Source organism: Candidatus Binatia bacterium (assembly GCA_023150935.1).
Classification (GTDB): domain Bacteria; phylum Desulfobacterota; class Binatia; order HRBIN30; family HRBIN30; genus JAKLJW01.
This window is the reverse complement of record JAKLJW010000012.1, coordinates 29,247-45,156: the sequence shown is the minus strand read 5'-3', so window position 1 is coordinate 45,156 and position 15,910 is coordinate 29,247. Positions and strand designations below refer to the sequence as shown.

The window sequence follows — 15,910 nt, the reverse complement described above, 5'->3', positions numbered from 1 at the left end:
GACTGCGAGCCTGACCCTTGCCTCAGTCGCCCAGCCCAGGACTCAGGATGGACTCTAGCCTCACGCCCCACGCCGGCGCCACCATCCAGGGCACGCGTCGCGGTGGCGGCGCGCGCCGGGTTACCGGCGCGGCCGCGATGGTCATCCTCGGACTCCTGCTGGGTCTGCTCCTGTTGGAAGCGACGGCCGCCGTGTTTCTGCCGGCGCCCTTGCCCGAGCACTGGCCGCCGAGCGCGGTCGTGCCCGATCCCGACCTCGGGTGGCGGATGGTTCCGCACGATGTGCATTACACCTACACGCACCTTGTCGCGCTCGACGAACACGGGCTGCGGACCCCCGCCTTCGGCCCGAAACAACCCGGCGAGACGCGCATCCTGGTTCTCGGCGACTCGGAAGTGTACGGCCAGGGCGTCGATGACGCCGCGCTCTTCACGGCGCAGCTCGAGCGGCGACTCAACGCCGGATCCGGCGCGCGACCCGCCCAGAAATTCACAATCATCAATGCCGGGGTCCGTGCCTACGCCACCGATCAAGAACTGGCGTTTCTCGAGAAGACCGGATTCGGCTTCCGGCCGGACCTCGTGGTGCTCTGCGTCTACGTCAACGACTTCGAGGTCACTCAAATTGCGGAGGTCTACCGGCGTGGTTCGGAGATCAACGGCGGGGCCCCATACCTCTTCGATGTCAAGCGACCCGCTGGTCCGGAGGCCCGCCTGCTCTGGTCGGGGATCCAGCTCCTGCGGCGGTCGCGAACACTGATGACCGCCCACGACGTCATTGCGGCCCGCTCGGCGAGCGACGGCTACGAGATGCGCCTGGTCGCCGGAACGGTGGACGACGACATCCGGCGGCGCAGCGCCCAGTTCGAGGAGCAACTTCGTCGTTTTCGGCGGCTGCTCGACGCGCACCGGACGGCGGGCGTCGTCGTCATCATCCCGGTTCCCGAGCAGATCCGGCGTCCGGAGCTGCCACCGCGATACCAGGATCTCGTCGCGGCAGCGGCCGAGCGCGCCGGCCTCCCCGCGATCGACCTCCTGCCGGCGTTTCGGACACGCTTTCCCGGCCGCGCACCGATCTTGCCGTACGATCCGCACTACGACGCGAGCGGCCATGCACTGATCGCCGAGGTCCTGGCGCAGGCGATTACCGCGCCGGGGGCGACGACCTATGCCGTGGGCGCGCACGCGAGCACCCAATGAGCCTGGGGTCCGCCCTGCGCCGCAGCCTCCGGCCGATGGTCGCAACGCGCGACTTCCTGCGCTTGCCGCCGGCGGCGCGCGCGGCACATCTCCGCGACCGGCTGGCGGGCGCACCGGCAACCGATGTCGACCCGGCCCGCGCCGTCGATGCGGCCGCGCACTGGTTGTATCGCGCCCAGGATCGATCGACGTCACAGGACGGTGGCGTGGCGCGCCACTACAGCCTGGTGTCTGGCTGGGGCGCATCGTACCCGGAAACGACCGGTTACATTGTCCCGACGCTGTTGGCCTATGCGCGCTGGCGGGGCGAAAGGGAGGCGGCAGACCGGGCGCGGCGGATGCTTGACTGGCTGGTGTCGATCCAGTTCCCGGACGGGGGCTTCCCCGGCGGCGTCGTCGGCCAAACGCCGTGGGTGCCCGTTACGTTCAACACGGGACAGATTCTCCTCGGCCTGAGTGCCGGGGTCCGCGAGTTCGGCGACTACGCGGAGGCCATGCAGCGGGCTGCCGACTGGCTGGTGCGCACACAGGACGCGGACGGCTGCTGGCGACGGCATCCGACGCCGTTTGCGGCCGCGGGCGAGAAGACCTACGAAACGCACGTGGCCTGGGGCCTGCTGGAGGCTGCGCGGGTTACCAACGATCCGCGTTACGCCGGCGCGGCACTGGCGAACGTGCGCTGGGCGTTACGGCACCAGAGCGACAACGGGTGGTTCGCGCGGTGCTGCCTGGAGGATCCGTCCGCGCCGCTGACACACACGATCGGGTACGCGCTGCGCGGGGTGTTGGAGGCTTACCGGTACAACCGCGAGCCGCTGTTCTTGCGCGCCGCCCGGCGGACAGCCGATGCGCTCCTCGGTGTCATGAGAGCGGATGGGTTCATTCCCGGTCGACTGCGGAAGGACTGGAGCGGCGCGGTACCCTGGGCTTGTCTGACGGGTGCGGTACAACTGGCAATTTGCTGGCTGCTGCTATTCGAGGAGACCGGCGAGGGGTGCTATCGCGACGCCGCGGTGCGAGCCACGGCGTTCGTGCGGCGGACGATCGAGATCGACGCGCCGGACAACATCCGCGGCGGCGTCAAGGGATCGTTCCCCGTGTCCGGGAGCTACGGACGCTACGAGTATCTCAATTGGGCCGCCAAGTTCTTCATCGATGCCCAGATGCTGGCGCTCGGCGGGGCCGTGTCACGGAAGGTCTGACAACGCGGATGGACGCCCGTACGTCCTGCACCGAGGACTACAACCGTGAACTCTTTGCGCGGCGCTTCCGGGATGGCGATCTCAGCGCACGCGAGCGCGACCGTATTGCCTGGATCGCGCGCCAGGTGCCGGCCGGCACGCGGACGGTGCTGGACGTCGGCTCGGGGCACGGGGGTCTGTCCAATCACCTCGCCGCTACGGGCTACGCGGTCACTGCCGTTGACCTTGCACCCGCCACGCTACGGCACGTCAACGGCCGCAAGGTGCAGGCGTCCGCCGTCGCGCTGCCGTTCTCGAACGACGCGTTCGATCTGGTGGTATGCACAGAAGTGATCGAACACCTTCCTGACGAAGAGCGGGCAACGTGCTTGGCCGAAGTGTGGCGGGTCGCGCGACGGCACGTGCTCATCACGGTCCCGAACGACGAGGATCTCGCCGCCAATCTCGTACGCTGCAATCGATGCGGTCACGTGTTCAACGCCTGGGGTCATGTCGGGCGCTTCAACGAACGAAACCTGCGCGAGCTGTACCTCACTCCGCCAGCGACACAGTTTGCCCTGTGCTTCCTCGATCGCGAGTACTGGCCGCCACTCCTTTGGATCCGCCACCGGGTGTTGCGCACTTACGGATGGGCGGAGAATCTGGTCTGCCCGGGATGCCGGAACGATCGAATCGGGGCGCCGAAGCGATCCCTGGCAGTCCGGGCGCTGGACCGTGTGAACCATCACCTCGGCCGTCGGCGGCGGACAGGTTGGTTGCTCGGCATCTGGGCGCTGCAGGGATAGATGTGTCGTAAAGCGCAGCCCCCCTCCCCCCCACAAGGTTCTCGATCCACCCACAGGTTGGTCCTAGCGGGAAGACGCTATCGCTCGGCGCGCTACGCCCACGCAACACCGGCATGCATCCCGGCCCAAAGGACCTTACAGCAGCCGTGGTGCGCTCGGGGGGCCAGCCACGGGCGTGGAGCGGGGGATCATCGCCCACTTGGGATTGTCGTTGAGACTCGCTGCGCCGAGGGCGTGGTCGGCAATCCATTGCCACGCCGCCTGTCCGCCCGGTTCGCCCGCAATCTGAGCCGCCGCAGCAATCGCAATGACGGAGTAGCCGTGGTCGGGATCGTTGAGATAATTCGTGAAGAACCTCTGTGCATCGAACGCCCGCGCAACGCAGGAACCGCCCGGACAGTCCGCACTGCTCGCGCACACCGTGGATGAAGCGTTTGAGCAAGTGGACGGGGACGTCGCGGTTCGATATGCCGTCCGCATATCGGCAAGTGAGGTAAAGTACGACAACGGCGGACCGATCTTTACGGTCGGATACCGGTAGGCCACGATCAGATACGGGTCGAAGGTCGGATCGGTCAATTCGTTTATGAGCTGCGCCCCCAGCCACGACAGCAGTCGGCCAGTCGGGAATCCGAGGTCGCGCGCCCATCCGAGCGAATAGATCACGAACTGCTGCTGCCACTCCTGGTCAGCCCACGCCACCACAGTCGAGTTCAATGGGGGGTCACTCACGAGACCTGGATTGCCCGAGTGCCAGGGATGGAGCGCTGTCGGAGGGGTCTTGTTCAACCATATGCCTAAGCCACAACCGTACGAACCGCATGCGACATAGGAAGCGCCGGACTTACAGGTGCCGCTGCCATTCCCCCACTTCCAGAGATCGGTGTTCTCGTATAGCGAGCCGGTGATGTTGCGCTGGCCTTCCCAGATTGCCAGGGCATCGTGCGTCAACGCCGTCAGATACGCCTTGAATGGATCGGCGTCGGGCGAAAGAACGGCCGCGTAGGCGCGACTCCGCAACGCCCATGCCTCCCCGCGCGTCTGGCTGTATATGCCGCCCTCGGCCCCAGTCGGGCCCCGGCCATAGTGATAACACGTCGCCGAGCCGGTTGGTTGAGCGGCGGTCCAGGACGCCCAGAACTGCATGGATTCGAGATACCAGTAGTCTCCGGTGAGAAGGTATTGCGGCCCCCACGCCTCCGGTTGGTGGGACTCATCGGGCACCCAGCCCGCATCGGTTCGCGAACCGACGGCCACCACGCGGTCGGCTGCCTGGGTCGCCGTGAAGAATCCTTTGACCGTGGGGCGCGTGCTGATCGAGACCGGGTACCCGATGCCCGGAACAGTTTGCGCCCGGTCGAGGTACTTGCTGCCGTCCCCTTCCCGAAAGTGCACTGGCCACGCTCCCGCCAGATCCGAGTTCCCGAAAGCTTGATCTCGCATCCGGGGATCGCCGGTGTACAGCCAGCGCACGGTCCATGCGGGCGCCGGACCGATGTCCGGACGGCCACCGGTGTTCGGCATGTACTTAAGCCAGTTCCCGGCGTCGTACAGGTCCTTCGCGGCGTTCTGCCAGCTCCTATACACCGAAGAGATCCCAGCCTCCGACACGACTTTGCTCGTGTCCCAGTTGGGCACGAGATTCGTCGAAGTGAGGTACGCAAGGTTGTGGTTGATGGCGATCGCCGGTGGCGCCCCGCCGATCCAGAACTCCTTCGTCCAACGGCTGTTGGCCGTGTGCGTGAACGCCGGCTTCGTGTATACCGTCGCCGGGGTGGCGTAGCCCGTCTTCAAAGCCAAAGCGTAGATCTGGTCCTGTAAGGCCTCCGTGTTGGCGATCTCGCCGACAAAACGCACCCGCACCTTCTTGCTCGCCGGCCAGAACGTGGCGTGGAAAATCGGCCGGAACGAGCGGTACGTGTCGAAACCGATGTCGAACGTCCGCGCCACCGAATGGTCGGAGAGGATCACCGACGTCGCCACCGGCCCCTGTAGCCAGTACGTGAACGCCCCGGCCTGCAGCATGGCCCGCGCCGAGGCCGACACACCAGCCGCGTTCGGGGTCACCGTCGGCGTCCGCGTCGGCGTCATCGTCCGTGTCGGCGTCGGATTCAGCGTCGGTGTCGAGTCGAGCGGTGCCGTCGGCGTACCCGTCGCGTCGGGCGCCACCGTCGGCGTGGGCGTCGGCGGTTCTGTGTTGGTAGGGGTCCTGGTCGTCGTGGCCGTCGCCAGGGCACCGGCGCTCAACACCATTGCCGCTTCGAAATCGTAAGCGGGATCGAGCATACCAGCCTTGTCGAGTAATCCCGTATTGTTACCGGAGGTTTGGTTCCGGAACGTAACCGTCACCGTGCTATCGGCCTCCAGCGTCGGGACAAGAAACGTCAGGACCGCATGCTTGACGCTACCGTCCGGCCACCGCGTCTTCACGTCCGCCTGGGTCAGCACCGGGGTGCCGTCGACCATGGCCTGCGGGAAACCGGCAATTTCCCCCTGGACAAACGGGCGACCGAGTTGGATTGGATAGTTGGTAGTGGTGCTCCCGGCTTTCTCCGTAATCGTCAATGAATTCGTCACCGCCCCCGCCGAGTGCCCCCACAGGCAGATAATCGCCAGTCCATACAGTATTCCCCGCCACCGGCAATCTACCGACCTGACGCGTCCGCGAGTCAACATGCGTGTCACCCTACGGCCTCGATTCTCTCCACGGCCAACCTCCGGGTGGAGAAAGATTCCCGTCCCCTCGACTTGCGCCGACTTCACACTAGCACTTAGCGAAAGCGTCCACACGTCTCGCCTCTCGAGAACGGCCTGCCCGTCCTGGAGGTGTCCTTTATCCAAGAGCGGGACCACCGGGCAGCGTCGCACGAGAGGTCACCCCGCCCGACCCGCCGCCGTCGGCCCCCGACCACAAAGTGACTCTAGTCGGACCCCCGACACTGAATGGACGGTCGTTCCGGCGGCCCGCAGGAAGAGAGACAGTCACCGTGGTCGTGGCCAAGACGACGTCGAGGCCAGGTAGCTTGGGGGCCTTGCACATTCGCCACCGGAAACCCGCGCGCCAGCGTCGAACGTCGGCGACCTTGCCCGCAGACGGGCAGGCGTTGGGCGCAAGACACACCGACATCGCCTCCGAAATCGACGCCAGAATCCCCGCCCCGAGGAGTCCCGCCATGCAATTGGGCCCACGTTCCATGCACGTTTATCGGTTCCTCGTAGGCTGCACGGCGGCGCTCGTGTTGCTCGGTCGCACAGCACCTGCACAGACGACGCAAGGGTTCAACTTCCGAGCCAGCAACAGCTACGTTACCGATGCCTCTGACGAAACTTACGACGTGGGCGCAGTATATCCGGTGACCCGCAACGGACGCACGTTCGGCTGGGAAATCCGTGGCAGCGGGTGGCTCACACGGAACCGCAACAGCGCTATCGATCGTCGTCTCGCCGGTCTGTTCGGGCAGGCCAATGCCCAGGGAAAGCAGTCCACCTGGCGCCTCGACCTCCCGGGCCCGGGCACCTACGACATCCGCCTCGCCCTTGGCGACGCCGCCTACTCCCAGTCCCAATACGCCCAGGTCCTCGATGGCGACACGGTGCTGCTGACGATTGGCCCCGCGACGACGGCGTCCACTCACTGGCTGGACGCCGCCGGCGCGGACCGCACGGCCGCGAGCTGGCCCACCGACAACGTCACCGTACCGCTCACGTTCTCCACCAGCATACTCCGGATCAGAATCGGTACTCCGTCGGCCGCCACCGGCACCACCGCACTCGCACACCTTCGCATCGAACCCTCGGGTCCCCCGAGCGCCAGCTCGACGCCAACCGTCACGCCCACCGATAGCCCTCAGATCTCCCCGGCAGTAGACACCCCGACGCCGACCCCGACGGCAACCGAGACCGCCCCACCCCCTTCGACGTCAACGGCCACGCCTGCAGCCCCAACAGCGACGCCAACTGTCACAAACAGCCCCACCCCGGGCGCGCCGGGGACGGGGTACGGCTTCAACTTCCGCGGCACGAGCGGTTACGTGGCGGACGCCAGCGACGAAACGTACGATCTCGGTGCGGCCTACCCCGTGACGCGCAACGGACGCACCTTCGGCTGGGAGACCCGCGCCAGTGGGTGGGTGGTGCGCAATCGGAGTACGGCCATCGATCGCCGCCTCGCGGGCCTGTTTGGACAAAGCAACACCCAGGGCAATCAATCCACCTGGCGCGTCGATCTTCCGGCCGCGGGCACCTACATCATCCGCCTCGCCCTTGGCGACGCCGGCTACGCCCAATCCCAGTACGCCCAGATCCTCGATGGCGACACGGTGCTGCTGACCCTCGGGCTAACGAGTACCGCATCGTCTCATTGGCGGGATGCCAGCGGTGCGGATCGCACGGCGGCCACGTGGCCCACCGAAAACGTCGCCGTGTCACTGACGTTCTCCACCACGATTCTGCGCGTGCGCATTGGCGCCAGCGCTCCCGCCGCCGGTACCACCACCCTCGCTCATCTTCGCCTGGACGCCGTCGGCACTCCGATAGCAAGCCCGACCCCAACCGCGGCCTCCGACACACCCACGGCAGGCCCCGAAACGAGCACCCCGACACTAACCCCGACTGCAACGGCGACTGCGCTCGCGCCGACCGCAACCCCCACGCCCACCCCGACCCCTTCTGGCCCCACCGGGCCGGCCTCGGGATTCAACTTTCGCTCCACGGGCAACTACGTATCCGATGCGAGTGATGAAACCTACGACCTTGGGGCTGCGTACCCGGTAACACGCAACGGTCGGACCTTTGGCTGGGAGCACCGCGGCAGCAGTTTTACGACCCGCAACCGGAGCCAAACGATGGACCGGCGGCTCGCCGGCCTCGCCGGAACGGACAATCCCGTCGACCCCTCCACCTGGCGCCTCGACCTGCCGAGCCCCGGACAATACGCGATCCGCCTTGCGGCCGGCGATGTCGCCTTCTCGCAACTGCATTTCATCGACCTCCTCGACGGCGACACGGTGCTCGCCTCCTATGACGGCATCCCAACGGCGACAGGTCACTGGATAGATGCCACCGGCGCCGACCGCACAGCCAGCACCTGGCCGGCTGACAACGTGCCGCTGATTGCCACGTTCTCTTCATCCGTCTTGCGAATCCGCATCGGCTCGACGACCGTCGTGGGACCGTACACGACCGTGGCGCACGTCCGTGTCGACCCATGGCCGTTGCCAACCCCCACGGTCACCCCATGACGCCGACAACAAGACAGAGGCCGCCAGCCGGACCTCGGTAGACGGAATAGATCGCACGTCCCGGACCGTACCGGCATTAACGGGTCGGCCGTAGCCCCCCAGGTCCGTGGCCCCGAATTCGTTTCCACTCGCAACCCGCGGCTTGCCCTCCCAGCCCCTCCTCAAGTGCCAGTCGACGCCCTGACAGCCATGCGCGGCATGTGGTCTCACTGGCGGTCGTCAGTAGCATGCACTCTCGTGCTTGCCCTGCCATCGGGCTGTGGAGGCAATACGGCAAGCATCCTGTCGCCGGGCGCGGCAGGGGCCGCCATCATCCGCGTCGGGCCCGAACACGAGGTCAAGTCGCCGAGCGCGGCCGCCAGGATCGCGCGGGACGGCGACGTGGTGGAGATCGCGGCGACCACCTACAGCGGCGACGTTGCCGTGTGGCGTGCCAACCGGTTGACGCTCCGCGGAGTCGGCGGCCGTCCGCATCTGCAGGCCGCCGGCGCGAGCGCCGAGGGCAAGGCCATCTGGGTGATCAAAGGCGCCCACACCAGGGTCGAGAACATCGAATTCTCCGGAGCCCGCGTACCCGACCGCAACGGTGCCGGCATCCGCCAGGAAGGGCCGGGGCTCACCGTGCGCGACTGCGTCTTCCGCGACAACGAGAACGGCATTCTTGCCGGCCGCAACCTCGACAGCGAAATTCACATCGAGGGAACTGAGTTCGCCAACAACGGCCATGGCGACGGCTACAGCCACAATCTGTACATCGGCGAGGTGAAACGCTTGACCATGCGGGCCAGCTACTCGCACCATGCCCGCGTGGGCCACACCCTGAAGAGCCGGGCAAGGGAGAGCTTCGTCCTGTACAATCGGATCGTCAATGGCCCCGACGGTACCGCCAGCTACGAGATCGACCTACCGAACGGCGGAGCGGCGTACGTGATCGGCAACGTCGTCCAGCAGGGTCCGCAGGCCGAAAACGGCACGCTGCTCTCCTACGGCGGCGAGGGCCTCGGACGGGGACCGAACGCCCTGTTCTTGATCAACAACACGTTCGTCAACGACCGGCCCGGCGGGGGCCGGTTTCTGTTCGTAGCCCCTGGGACCCCGGAGGTTATGATTCTCAACAACGTGTTCGCCGGCCGCGGCACGGTGCTCGTCGGCCCGGGCGATATCGCCCGGAACATCCTCACAACCGCCCCCGGCTTCGTCGATCGCAGCGGCGGTGACTACCGCCTGCAACTCGATTCGCCGGCCATCGATCGCGGTGTTCCACCGGGTCGCGGTCATGGCATCGACCTGGCCCCGGTCGCCGAGTATCTCGACCGGTGTCGCGAGCGGCCGCGGCCTCACGCCGGCGCGCTCGACGCCGGCGCGTACGAGCGCGCAGAGTAGAACGGTGTCGGACACACGACCGCCCGCCCTCGTCCTCGGCCTCGGCGTCCACGGCCTTGCCGTCGTGCGTTCGCTCGGACGTTACGGCGTGCCGGTCGACGTCGCCGATCCCGACCCCACTCAGCCGCAGCGCCACAGTCGTTTCCTCCGGCAGTTCCTCCCGGTCGAGAGCATCGAGGACGACCGCCTCGTGGACGCCCTGCTCGCCTACGGACGACGCAGCCGGAACCGCACCGTGCTGTTTCTGACGATGGACCGTACCGTCCCGGTGATCTCCGCACATCGGGCCGCCCTGCACGAGTACTTTGACTTCACCCTTGCGCCGGCCGAGGTCATCACGGAGCTGATGGACAAGACCCGCCTGCCGGCCTTCCTGGCGCGCTGCGGCGCCCGTTACCCGGCCACGCACGCCGTACGCGCCGCCGAGGACATCGAAGCCGTCGCCGACACGATCGGCTTCCCCTGCATCGTCAAACCTGCCGTCCGTACACACGGCTTCAAGGCCGCTGTCGTGACAACCCGCGACGCCCTGGCGACGGCCTGTGCCGACGCCTCCCGGCACAGCGACACGCTCGTCGCGCAGGAGTGGATTCCGGGCGAGGATTCGGACGTCTACTTCTGCTTTGCGTACCTCGGCACGGACGGAGCGCCGAAAGGCATGTTCGTCGGCCGCAAGCTGCGCCAGTACCCGCGCGGCACCGGCATCGCGGCGGCCGCCGAAGGGTGCAACGACGACTTCGTGCATCGGGAGACGGCTCGCCTGTTCCAGCATGCCGGCTATCGGGGCTTCGGCTCGACCGAGTTTCGGCGCCACCCCGTGACCGGCGAATACTACTTCATCGAGTTCACCGTGGGTCGGACCGACTACAACGTCGGCTGCGCCGTCGCCAACGGCGTCGACCTGCCGGTCGTCGGTTACCGCGACACGACCGGCGCACCTGTCCCGCGCGCACCTCTTCAACATAATTCGCGCGTCTGGGTCGATCTCGGCCGGCTGGTGCCGGCCATCCTGGCCGCCCATCGCGACGACCACGTGGCGACCGCAACCACGTGCGCGGCGCTCGCCTGCGCCGTGTCCCCACGCAACACGTTCACCCTCTTCGACCGCCGAGATCTCAAGCCGTTCGTCGCTCAGATGGCACGGCGCGGTATGGCGCTGCCCCGCGCCGTCAGGAGACGAGCGCAGGCGCAGTCCAGAACGCACACGAGGATCCCGCCATGCCGACACTGACAGAGAGTCTCAAGCTGTGGGACCGCTACGGCGAATTCGTGCTCATGGCGACGGCCTACAACGATCGCGTGCTGCAGGAGGCCCGCGGGTGCACCATGGTCGATGTCGACGGCAACCCGCTGATCGACCTCGAGGCCGGCCAGGTATGTTCCCTCCTCGGGCACAATCACCCGCGCCTCATCGAGCGCATCGTCGAGCAGACGCGGGCCATGCTGCACCACGGCACCGGTTTCCTCAGTCGGCCGATCTTCGAGGCCGCGGAAAAGATGGCGAGCGTCACGCCGGGAAACCTCAGGAAATCCATCTTCCTGTCGACCGGGGCGGAGGCCAACGAGTGCGCCTTTCGAATCGCCAAGATTTATACGGGGAAGCGCGGCATCGTCGGCTTCACGCGCGGCTACTCCGGCCTGACGTTGGCCACGATCGCCGTGAGCACGAGCAGCCGAGACACCAGCCTGTCGGTCCCCGGCGCCTTGAAGATTCTCACCCCGGACTGCGCACACTGCCCGGTCGCCTTGCAGTATCCCGGTTGCGACTACGCGTGCCTCGCCGCATCGGAAGAGTTCATTCGCGCGCACGCGAACGGCGAAGTGGCCGCCTTCGTCGTCGAACCCATCCTGTCGGCCGGTGGGATGATCTTCCCGCCACCCGGATACCTGAAACGGCTGCACGAGGTCGCGCAACGGCTCGGCGCCCTGCTCATCGCCGACGAGGCCCAGACGGGTATGGGTCGGACCGGTACCTGGTTCGGCACCGAGACGGAGGGGGTCGTCCCCGACATCCTGGTGTTCTCGAAGGGCGCCGGCGGCGGCTTCCCAGCCTCCGGGGTCATCGTCACCGACGAGATCGCCGCGGGGATCCTCGGCCGCTTCGGTAACTTCAGCAGTCATCAGTCCGATCCAGTGGCCGCTGCGGCGGTGTCGGCCGTGGTCGACATCGTTCGGGAGGAAAACCTGCTCGCCGGGGCCGCGCAGCGCGGCGCTCGGCTGCGCGCCGGCCTCGATGCGCTTGCCGAAAAGTACGGCCTCTTCACCAACGTGCGTGGCCGCGGGTTAATGATCGGCGTCGACACCGCGCCACTCCCGCAGCGCGGGCTGAGCCGGGAGGAAGCGGGAAAGGCGTTCGAGCACCTCTGCCGCGAGGCGGGCGTGCACCTCAAGTCGATCTTCGACGGGGCCGTGTTCCGCATCTTGCCCCCGCTGACCATCTCCGACGAGGAGATCGACACGGTGCTGAGAGTCTTCGACGACGTCACGGTGCGCCTGCTCGAGGGCACGGCCGGCAAACCCGACCTGACGAGCCGCAACCGTTTCACGCGCGAACTTGAGGCGACCCGCACGCAGAACCTCACGTTGCGCCGCGCCATGCGCAAGGCGTGGGAGACGTCCCCGGCGATGGTCGTCGACCGCCTGAAGAATCTCGTCGGGCGCAAGGGGTGACGGCACGGCCCTACCGGGATCATAAACGCAGCGGTTCATGACTCCCGATGACCGTCCGGGCGGTCGCGCCCCTCATCCGAGTTCGAGAACAACTGACGATAGGCATCTACCATGACCCGCAAGTCGAACTCCCGCTCCGCCTTGGCGCGGTTCGCGGCGCCCAGGCGCGCGCGCAGATTCACATCCGCGGCCAATCTTCCCATCGCGCCGGCAAGCGCGCCCTCTTCCTTCGCCACGACGAACGGGCGATTCTCGTCGGCCACCATGGCGCGCACGTCGCCCGCGTTCGTCCCCGCGACCGGCAGGCCGGCGCCCATCGCCTCGATCACCGACAGGGGCATCTGCTCCTGATCCGAGGACAACGCGAAAATATCGAACGTGCGGAGAATCGAGGACGGATCCGCCACCGCGCCGGTGAAGCGCACTCGCGCACCAAGGCCGATCTCGACCGCAAGCGCTTCCAGCGCTCCCCGCTCCGGCCCGTCCCCAACAATCACGAGTCGTGCCCCGGAGGTCGGCGGCAACTGGCGGAAGGCGTGAAGGAGCCGAGGCAGGTTCTTCTCCCCCCGCAGGGTGGCAACGGTACCGATGATCACACCATCCTGCCGCGTCCGGTCAGTTGCCGGCGTGAAGCGATCGAGATCGACGGCATTTGGGATGAGACGCAGACACCGGGTCGGTAGCCGCCAGATCTCCGTCGCGACCCGCCAGAGCGTGTGCGAGGGCAGGACGACGGCGATGTGGCGCAGGACGGCGCGGCGCACCAGTACGCGACGAGCGAACTGCGCCGTCTGTTCGTCCGGCCCGAAGCCGTCTTCCACGTGAACGTGGCGGACCACAGGCCAGAAGTTGGCCAGTACCCATTCGATGGCACCCCAGTTGTAGGTCACCAGCACGTCCGGGCGGATTCGCCGCAGCACCCGACGAAAGCGCCTCACGTTTCCCAGCGTGTCGCCCTTGCGGATCGTTACCGGCGGCAGGGCGACGTCGAGCTCCGGCGCCAGCCGTTGGGCACAGTCCAGCGCACCGTCCATCGCTATGATGGCGTGACGGAACGCGGTGCCCAGGCGGTTGGCAACGGTGACGAAGCGCACCTGCGGTCCCCCCACCCCGAAAGTGGAGAAGACACTGAGCACCAGCGGCGGGCCACCTTCTCTCATCGTACGTGCACGGCGAACGCCTGACGCGCGAACTCGGCCGGATCGGCCACAGGCCTCCACGCGAGATCGCGCTTGGCGTCGCCGCAGTCGAACCGGGCCGCAAGACCGCGCGAGATCAGATCGCGCCGCGACGGGAGCGGCACCTCGCGTCCGCCAATCCGCTTGATGACCCACTTGCCGAGATCCACGAGCCACAGCGCAGTCGCATACTGTGGATGAAAGCGCAGTGGTCGACCCAGCGCGTGAGCCAGCCGCGAAACGTACTCCCGGGCGGAAGGACGGACATCACCGACCAGGTTGTAGCACCGCCCCTCAACACCCTCGGCCAGGCTGGCCAGAACGATCGCCTCCGCCACATCGCCGACCAGCACGAACGGCAACGGGTTACGCCCGACGTTCCACCCTATGCAGTGTTGCTCGTTGTTGAAGAAACCGAGGCCAGAATGGAACGGCGACGTGCCCTCGCCGACGACCAGGCCAGGGCGCAAGATGACCACCGGGAGCCCCTCACGCGCATGCATTTGGAGCAGCATACGGTCGCACATCGCCTTGGCGCGGCTGTAGTCGCCACGCTCGTCGGCCCGGGGGTCCGACGGCGTCGCCCCGGTCACCGTACCGGCATCCGGGCCGAGATAGAGTGAGGCAATAGAGCCGACGTGTACCAACCGACGCACCCCTTGCGCCCGGCACGCACGGGCAACGTTCTCGGCGCCGCCGACCATGGCGCGTTGCACTTCCTCGAAACTCGTCCCGCCGCCACCATGTGCCAGATTGATCACCACCGGCGCGACCCCGATGGCTCGCGCCACCGCCGCCTCGTCGCGAATGTCCCCACGCCGGAGTGCGACCCGCGGATGGTGGAAGATCGCCGGCAGATTGCGTACGGAGCGTGCCATCACAGAGACGTGCTGTCCCGCCGAGACAAGGCGACGCACTGTCTCCGCGCCGATGAAGCCGGTACCCCCCAGGACGGCGACATCGACCGGGGTCTCGGCTCTTTCGGTGGAACGGGTGGCGGGAGCCCGCGGCGCCCTGGCAGCAAACGCTCGATCGCGGATCGTCTCGCAGACCCCGATCAGCGTGGCGCCGAAGAGGCCGTCGGTTTCGTACGGAGCGCGGCCGTCGAGCGCGGCGTGAAACGCGGCGATGCTCCCGCGCATGCTGCGGAAGAACGGATCGCTTCGACCCCGCAGTCGCACGAGCGAAAGCCCATAGTCCAAGGCGTTTCGGCAACCGGACCAGGCAATCGCGACCGCAGTGCGCCCGCCAGACGCGGCATTGTCCACCGCGTCCATCCAGCGCGTCCGCGCACAGGCGAACGTCCGATTGCCGATGATGTCGGCGACGACCACCCCATCGTCGCAAACCACAGACACCTGCCAGAACGGGAAGGACTGACCGACGGCGAAGCGCAACTGCGCAGGGAGGTGCTCGCAGGCGAGCGTCACGCTCGCCGCCGGGTAGAAGTCCAAATCGGGTGCAATCGCCACCGGTTCGTCGGCCATGGCGCGCAGATCCCGCACAGGCCCGGCGAGAGCCACGATCTGCGACAACGGATGGACAGCCTGTTCGAGAAGAATGTTACCCGGGCTGTCGAACATCCAATGCGCGAACTGCCTTGCGGCCAACTGGCGCAGTGGAACGTTGTAGACGCATTCGACGAAGCGTGGCCGCCCGAACTCGCCCGCCGCGATGCGTCGGCGCGCCGCCAGAAAGGCCGGATGGAAGACCGCATTCTGGTTGACCCCAATCGAGGCCCCGGAACCCCTCGCGGCGGCCAGCAGAGCTTCGCACTCAGCCGTGCCGACACCCATGGGCTTCTCGATCAGCACCGGCTTTCCCGCGACAACGAACGGCAGTGCGCTGTCGTGGTGCAGATTGGGAGGAGTCAAGATATGCGCAGCGTCCATACCGCCTGCGGCCATGGCATCGGACACGCTGGGATAGGCGCGGGACACGCCGTAAACCGCGGCGAGGCGCCGCGCCGCCTCGATGTTGGGATCGACAACGGCCGCGATCCGCACGCCGGCGACCGACTGGAGGGCTTCGGCGTGAATCTGCGCGATATTGCCCGCGCCAACGAGGCAGAGCAGTCTCACCGGACCGTAACTTCGTCCAATTCCCGGCGCGCTGCAACTGCCACCGCCCGTATGGGCAACCACGAGGGTTGCCCGTGGGGGCAACCCTCGTGGTTGCCCTGGTCTGCCGACACGGCGGCAGGCCCAAGGCCTGCCCCTACCGTTTGGATGACACCGTGCATTCTCGGTCATT

At 67.0% G+C, this 15,910-nt stretch carries 10 protein-coding genes; 7 read left to right on the top strand and 3 right to left on the bottom strand.

Annotation, left to right across the window (positions count from 1 at the left end; translation table 11 throughout):
- Positions 1–47 precede the first annotated feature (47 nt).
- The 3 genes from L6Q96_09350 to L6Q96_09340 are packed head-to-tail and all read left to right on the top strand — an operon-like array spanning position 48 to position 3,186.
- Positions 48–1,199 (top strand): GDSL-type esterase/lipase family protein, encoded by a 1,152-nt coding sequence (locus L6Q96_09350; protein MCK6554769.1) that lies wholly within the window; start codon positions 48–50, stop codon positions 1,197–1,199.
- Entirely contained in the window at positions 1,196–2,401 is a 1,206-nt protein-coding gene (locus L6Q96_09345; GenBank protein MCK6554768.1) for a hypothetical protein, read from the top strand. Before L6Q96_09350 ends, L6Q96_09345 begins: the two co-directional genes overlap by 4 nt.
- Before the next feature lie 8 nt (positions 2,402–2,409).
- Positions 2,410–3,186, top strand: coding sequence for a methyltransferase domain-containing protein (locus tag L6Q96_09340; protein MCK6554767.1), 777 nt, complete (start codon positions 2,410–2,412; stop codon positions 3,184–3,186).
- A 135-nt stretch (positions 3,187–3,321) separates the two neighbouring features.
- On the opposite strand, the gene L6Q96_09335 is transcribed toward L6Q96_09340, so the two are convergent.
- The gene (locus tag L6Q96_09335) at positions 3,322–5,862 is read right to left on the bottom strand and encodes a hypothetical protein (GenBank protein MCK6554766.1); all 2,541 of its coding nucleotides are present in this window, start codon (positions 5,860–5,862) and stop codon (positions 3,322–3,324) included.
- 497 nt (positions 5,863–6,359) lie between these two features.
- Here L6Q96_09335 and L6Q96_09330 point away from each other — a divergent pair, with 497 nt between their 5' ends.
- The 4 genes from L6Q96_09330 (at position 6,360) to L6Q96_09315 (ending at position 12,479) form a co-directional block, all read left to right on the top strand.
- Complete coding sequence (locus tag L6Q96_09330; protein ID MCK6554765.1) at positions 6,360–8,426, top strand: hypothetical protein; 2,067 nt, start codon at positions 6,360–6,362, stop codon at positions 8,424–8,426.
- 237 nt (positions 8,427–8,663) lie between these two features.
- A complete protein-coding gene (locus L6Q96_09325; GenBank protein ID MCK6554764.1) occupies positions 8,664–9,809 on the top strand; it encodes a right-handed parallel beta-helix repeat-containing protein in 1,146 nt (381 codons plus the stop codon).
- A 4-nt stretch (positions 9,810–9,813) separates the two neighbouring features.
- On the top strand, positions 9,814–11,040 hold the full coding sequence (locus L6Q96_09320; protein ID MCK6554763.1) for a hypothetical protein: 1,227 nt from the start codon (positions 9,814–9,816) through the stop codon (positions 11,038–11,040).
- Positions 11,028–12,479, top strand: coding sequence for an aspartate aminotransferase family protein (locus tag L6Q96_09315; protein ID MCK6554762.1), 1,452 nt, complete (start codon positions 11,028–11,030; stop codon positions 12,477–12,479). Before L6Q96_09320 ends, L6Q96_09315 begins: the two co-directional genes overlap by 13 nt.
- A gap of 35 nt (positions 12,480–12,514) precedes the next feature.
- Here the strand turns inward: L6Q96_09315 and L6Q96_09310 are convergent, their stop codons facing one another.
- Together L6Q96_09310 and L6Q96_09305 are read right to left on the bottom strand one after the other, a co-directional pair.
- Complete coding sequence (locus L6Q96_09310) at positions 12,515–13,639, bottom strand: glycosyltransferase family 4 protein (protein MCK6554761.1); 1,125 nt, start codon at positions 13,637–13,639, stop codon at positions 12,515–12,517.
- Positions 13,636–15,738, bottom strand: coding sequence for an NAD-dependent epimerase/dehydratase family protein (locus tag L6Q96_09305; GenBank protein MCK6554760.1), 2,103 nt, complete (start codon positions 15,736–15,738; stop codon positions 13,636–13,638). Before L6Q96_09305 ends, L6Q96_09310 begins: the two co-directional genes overlap by 4 nt.
- Between the last annotated feature and the right edge of the window lie 172 nt (positions 15,739–15,910).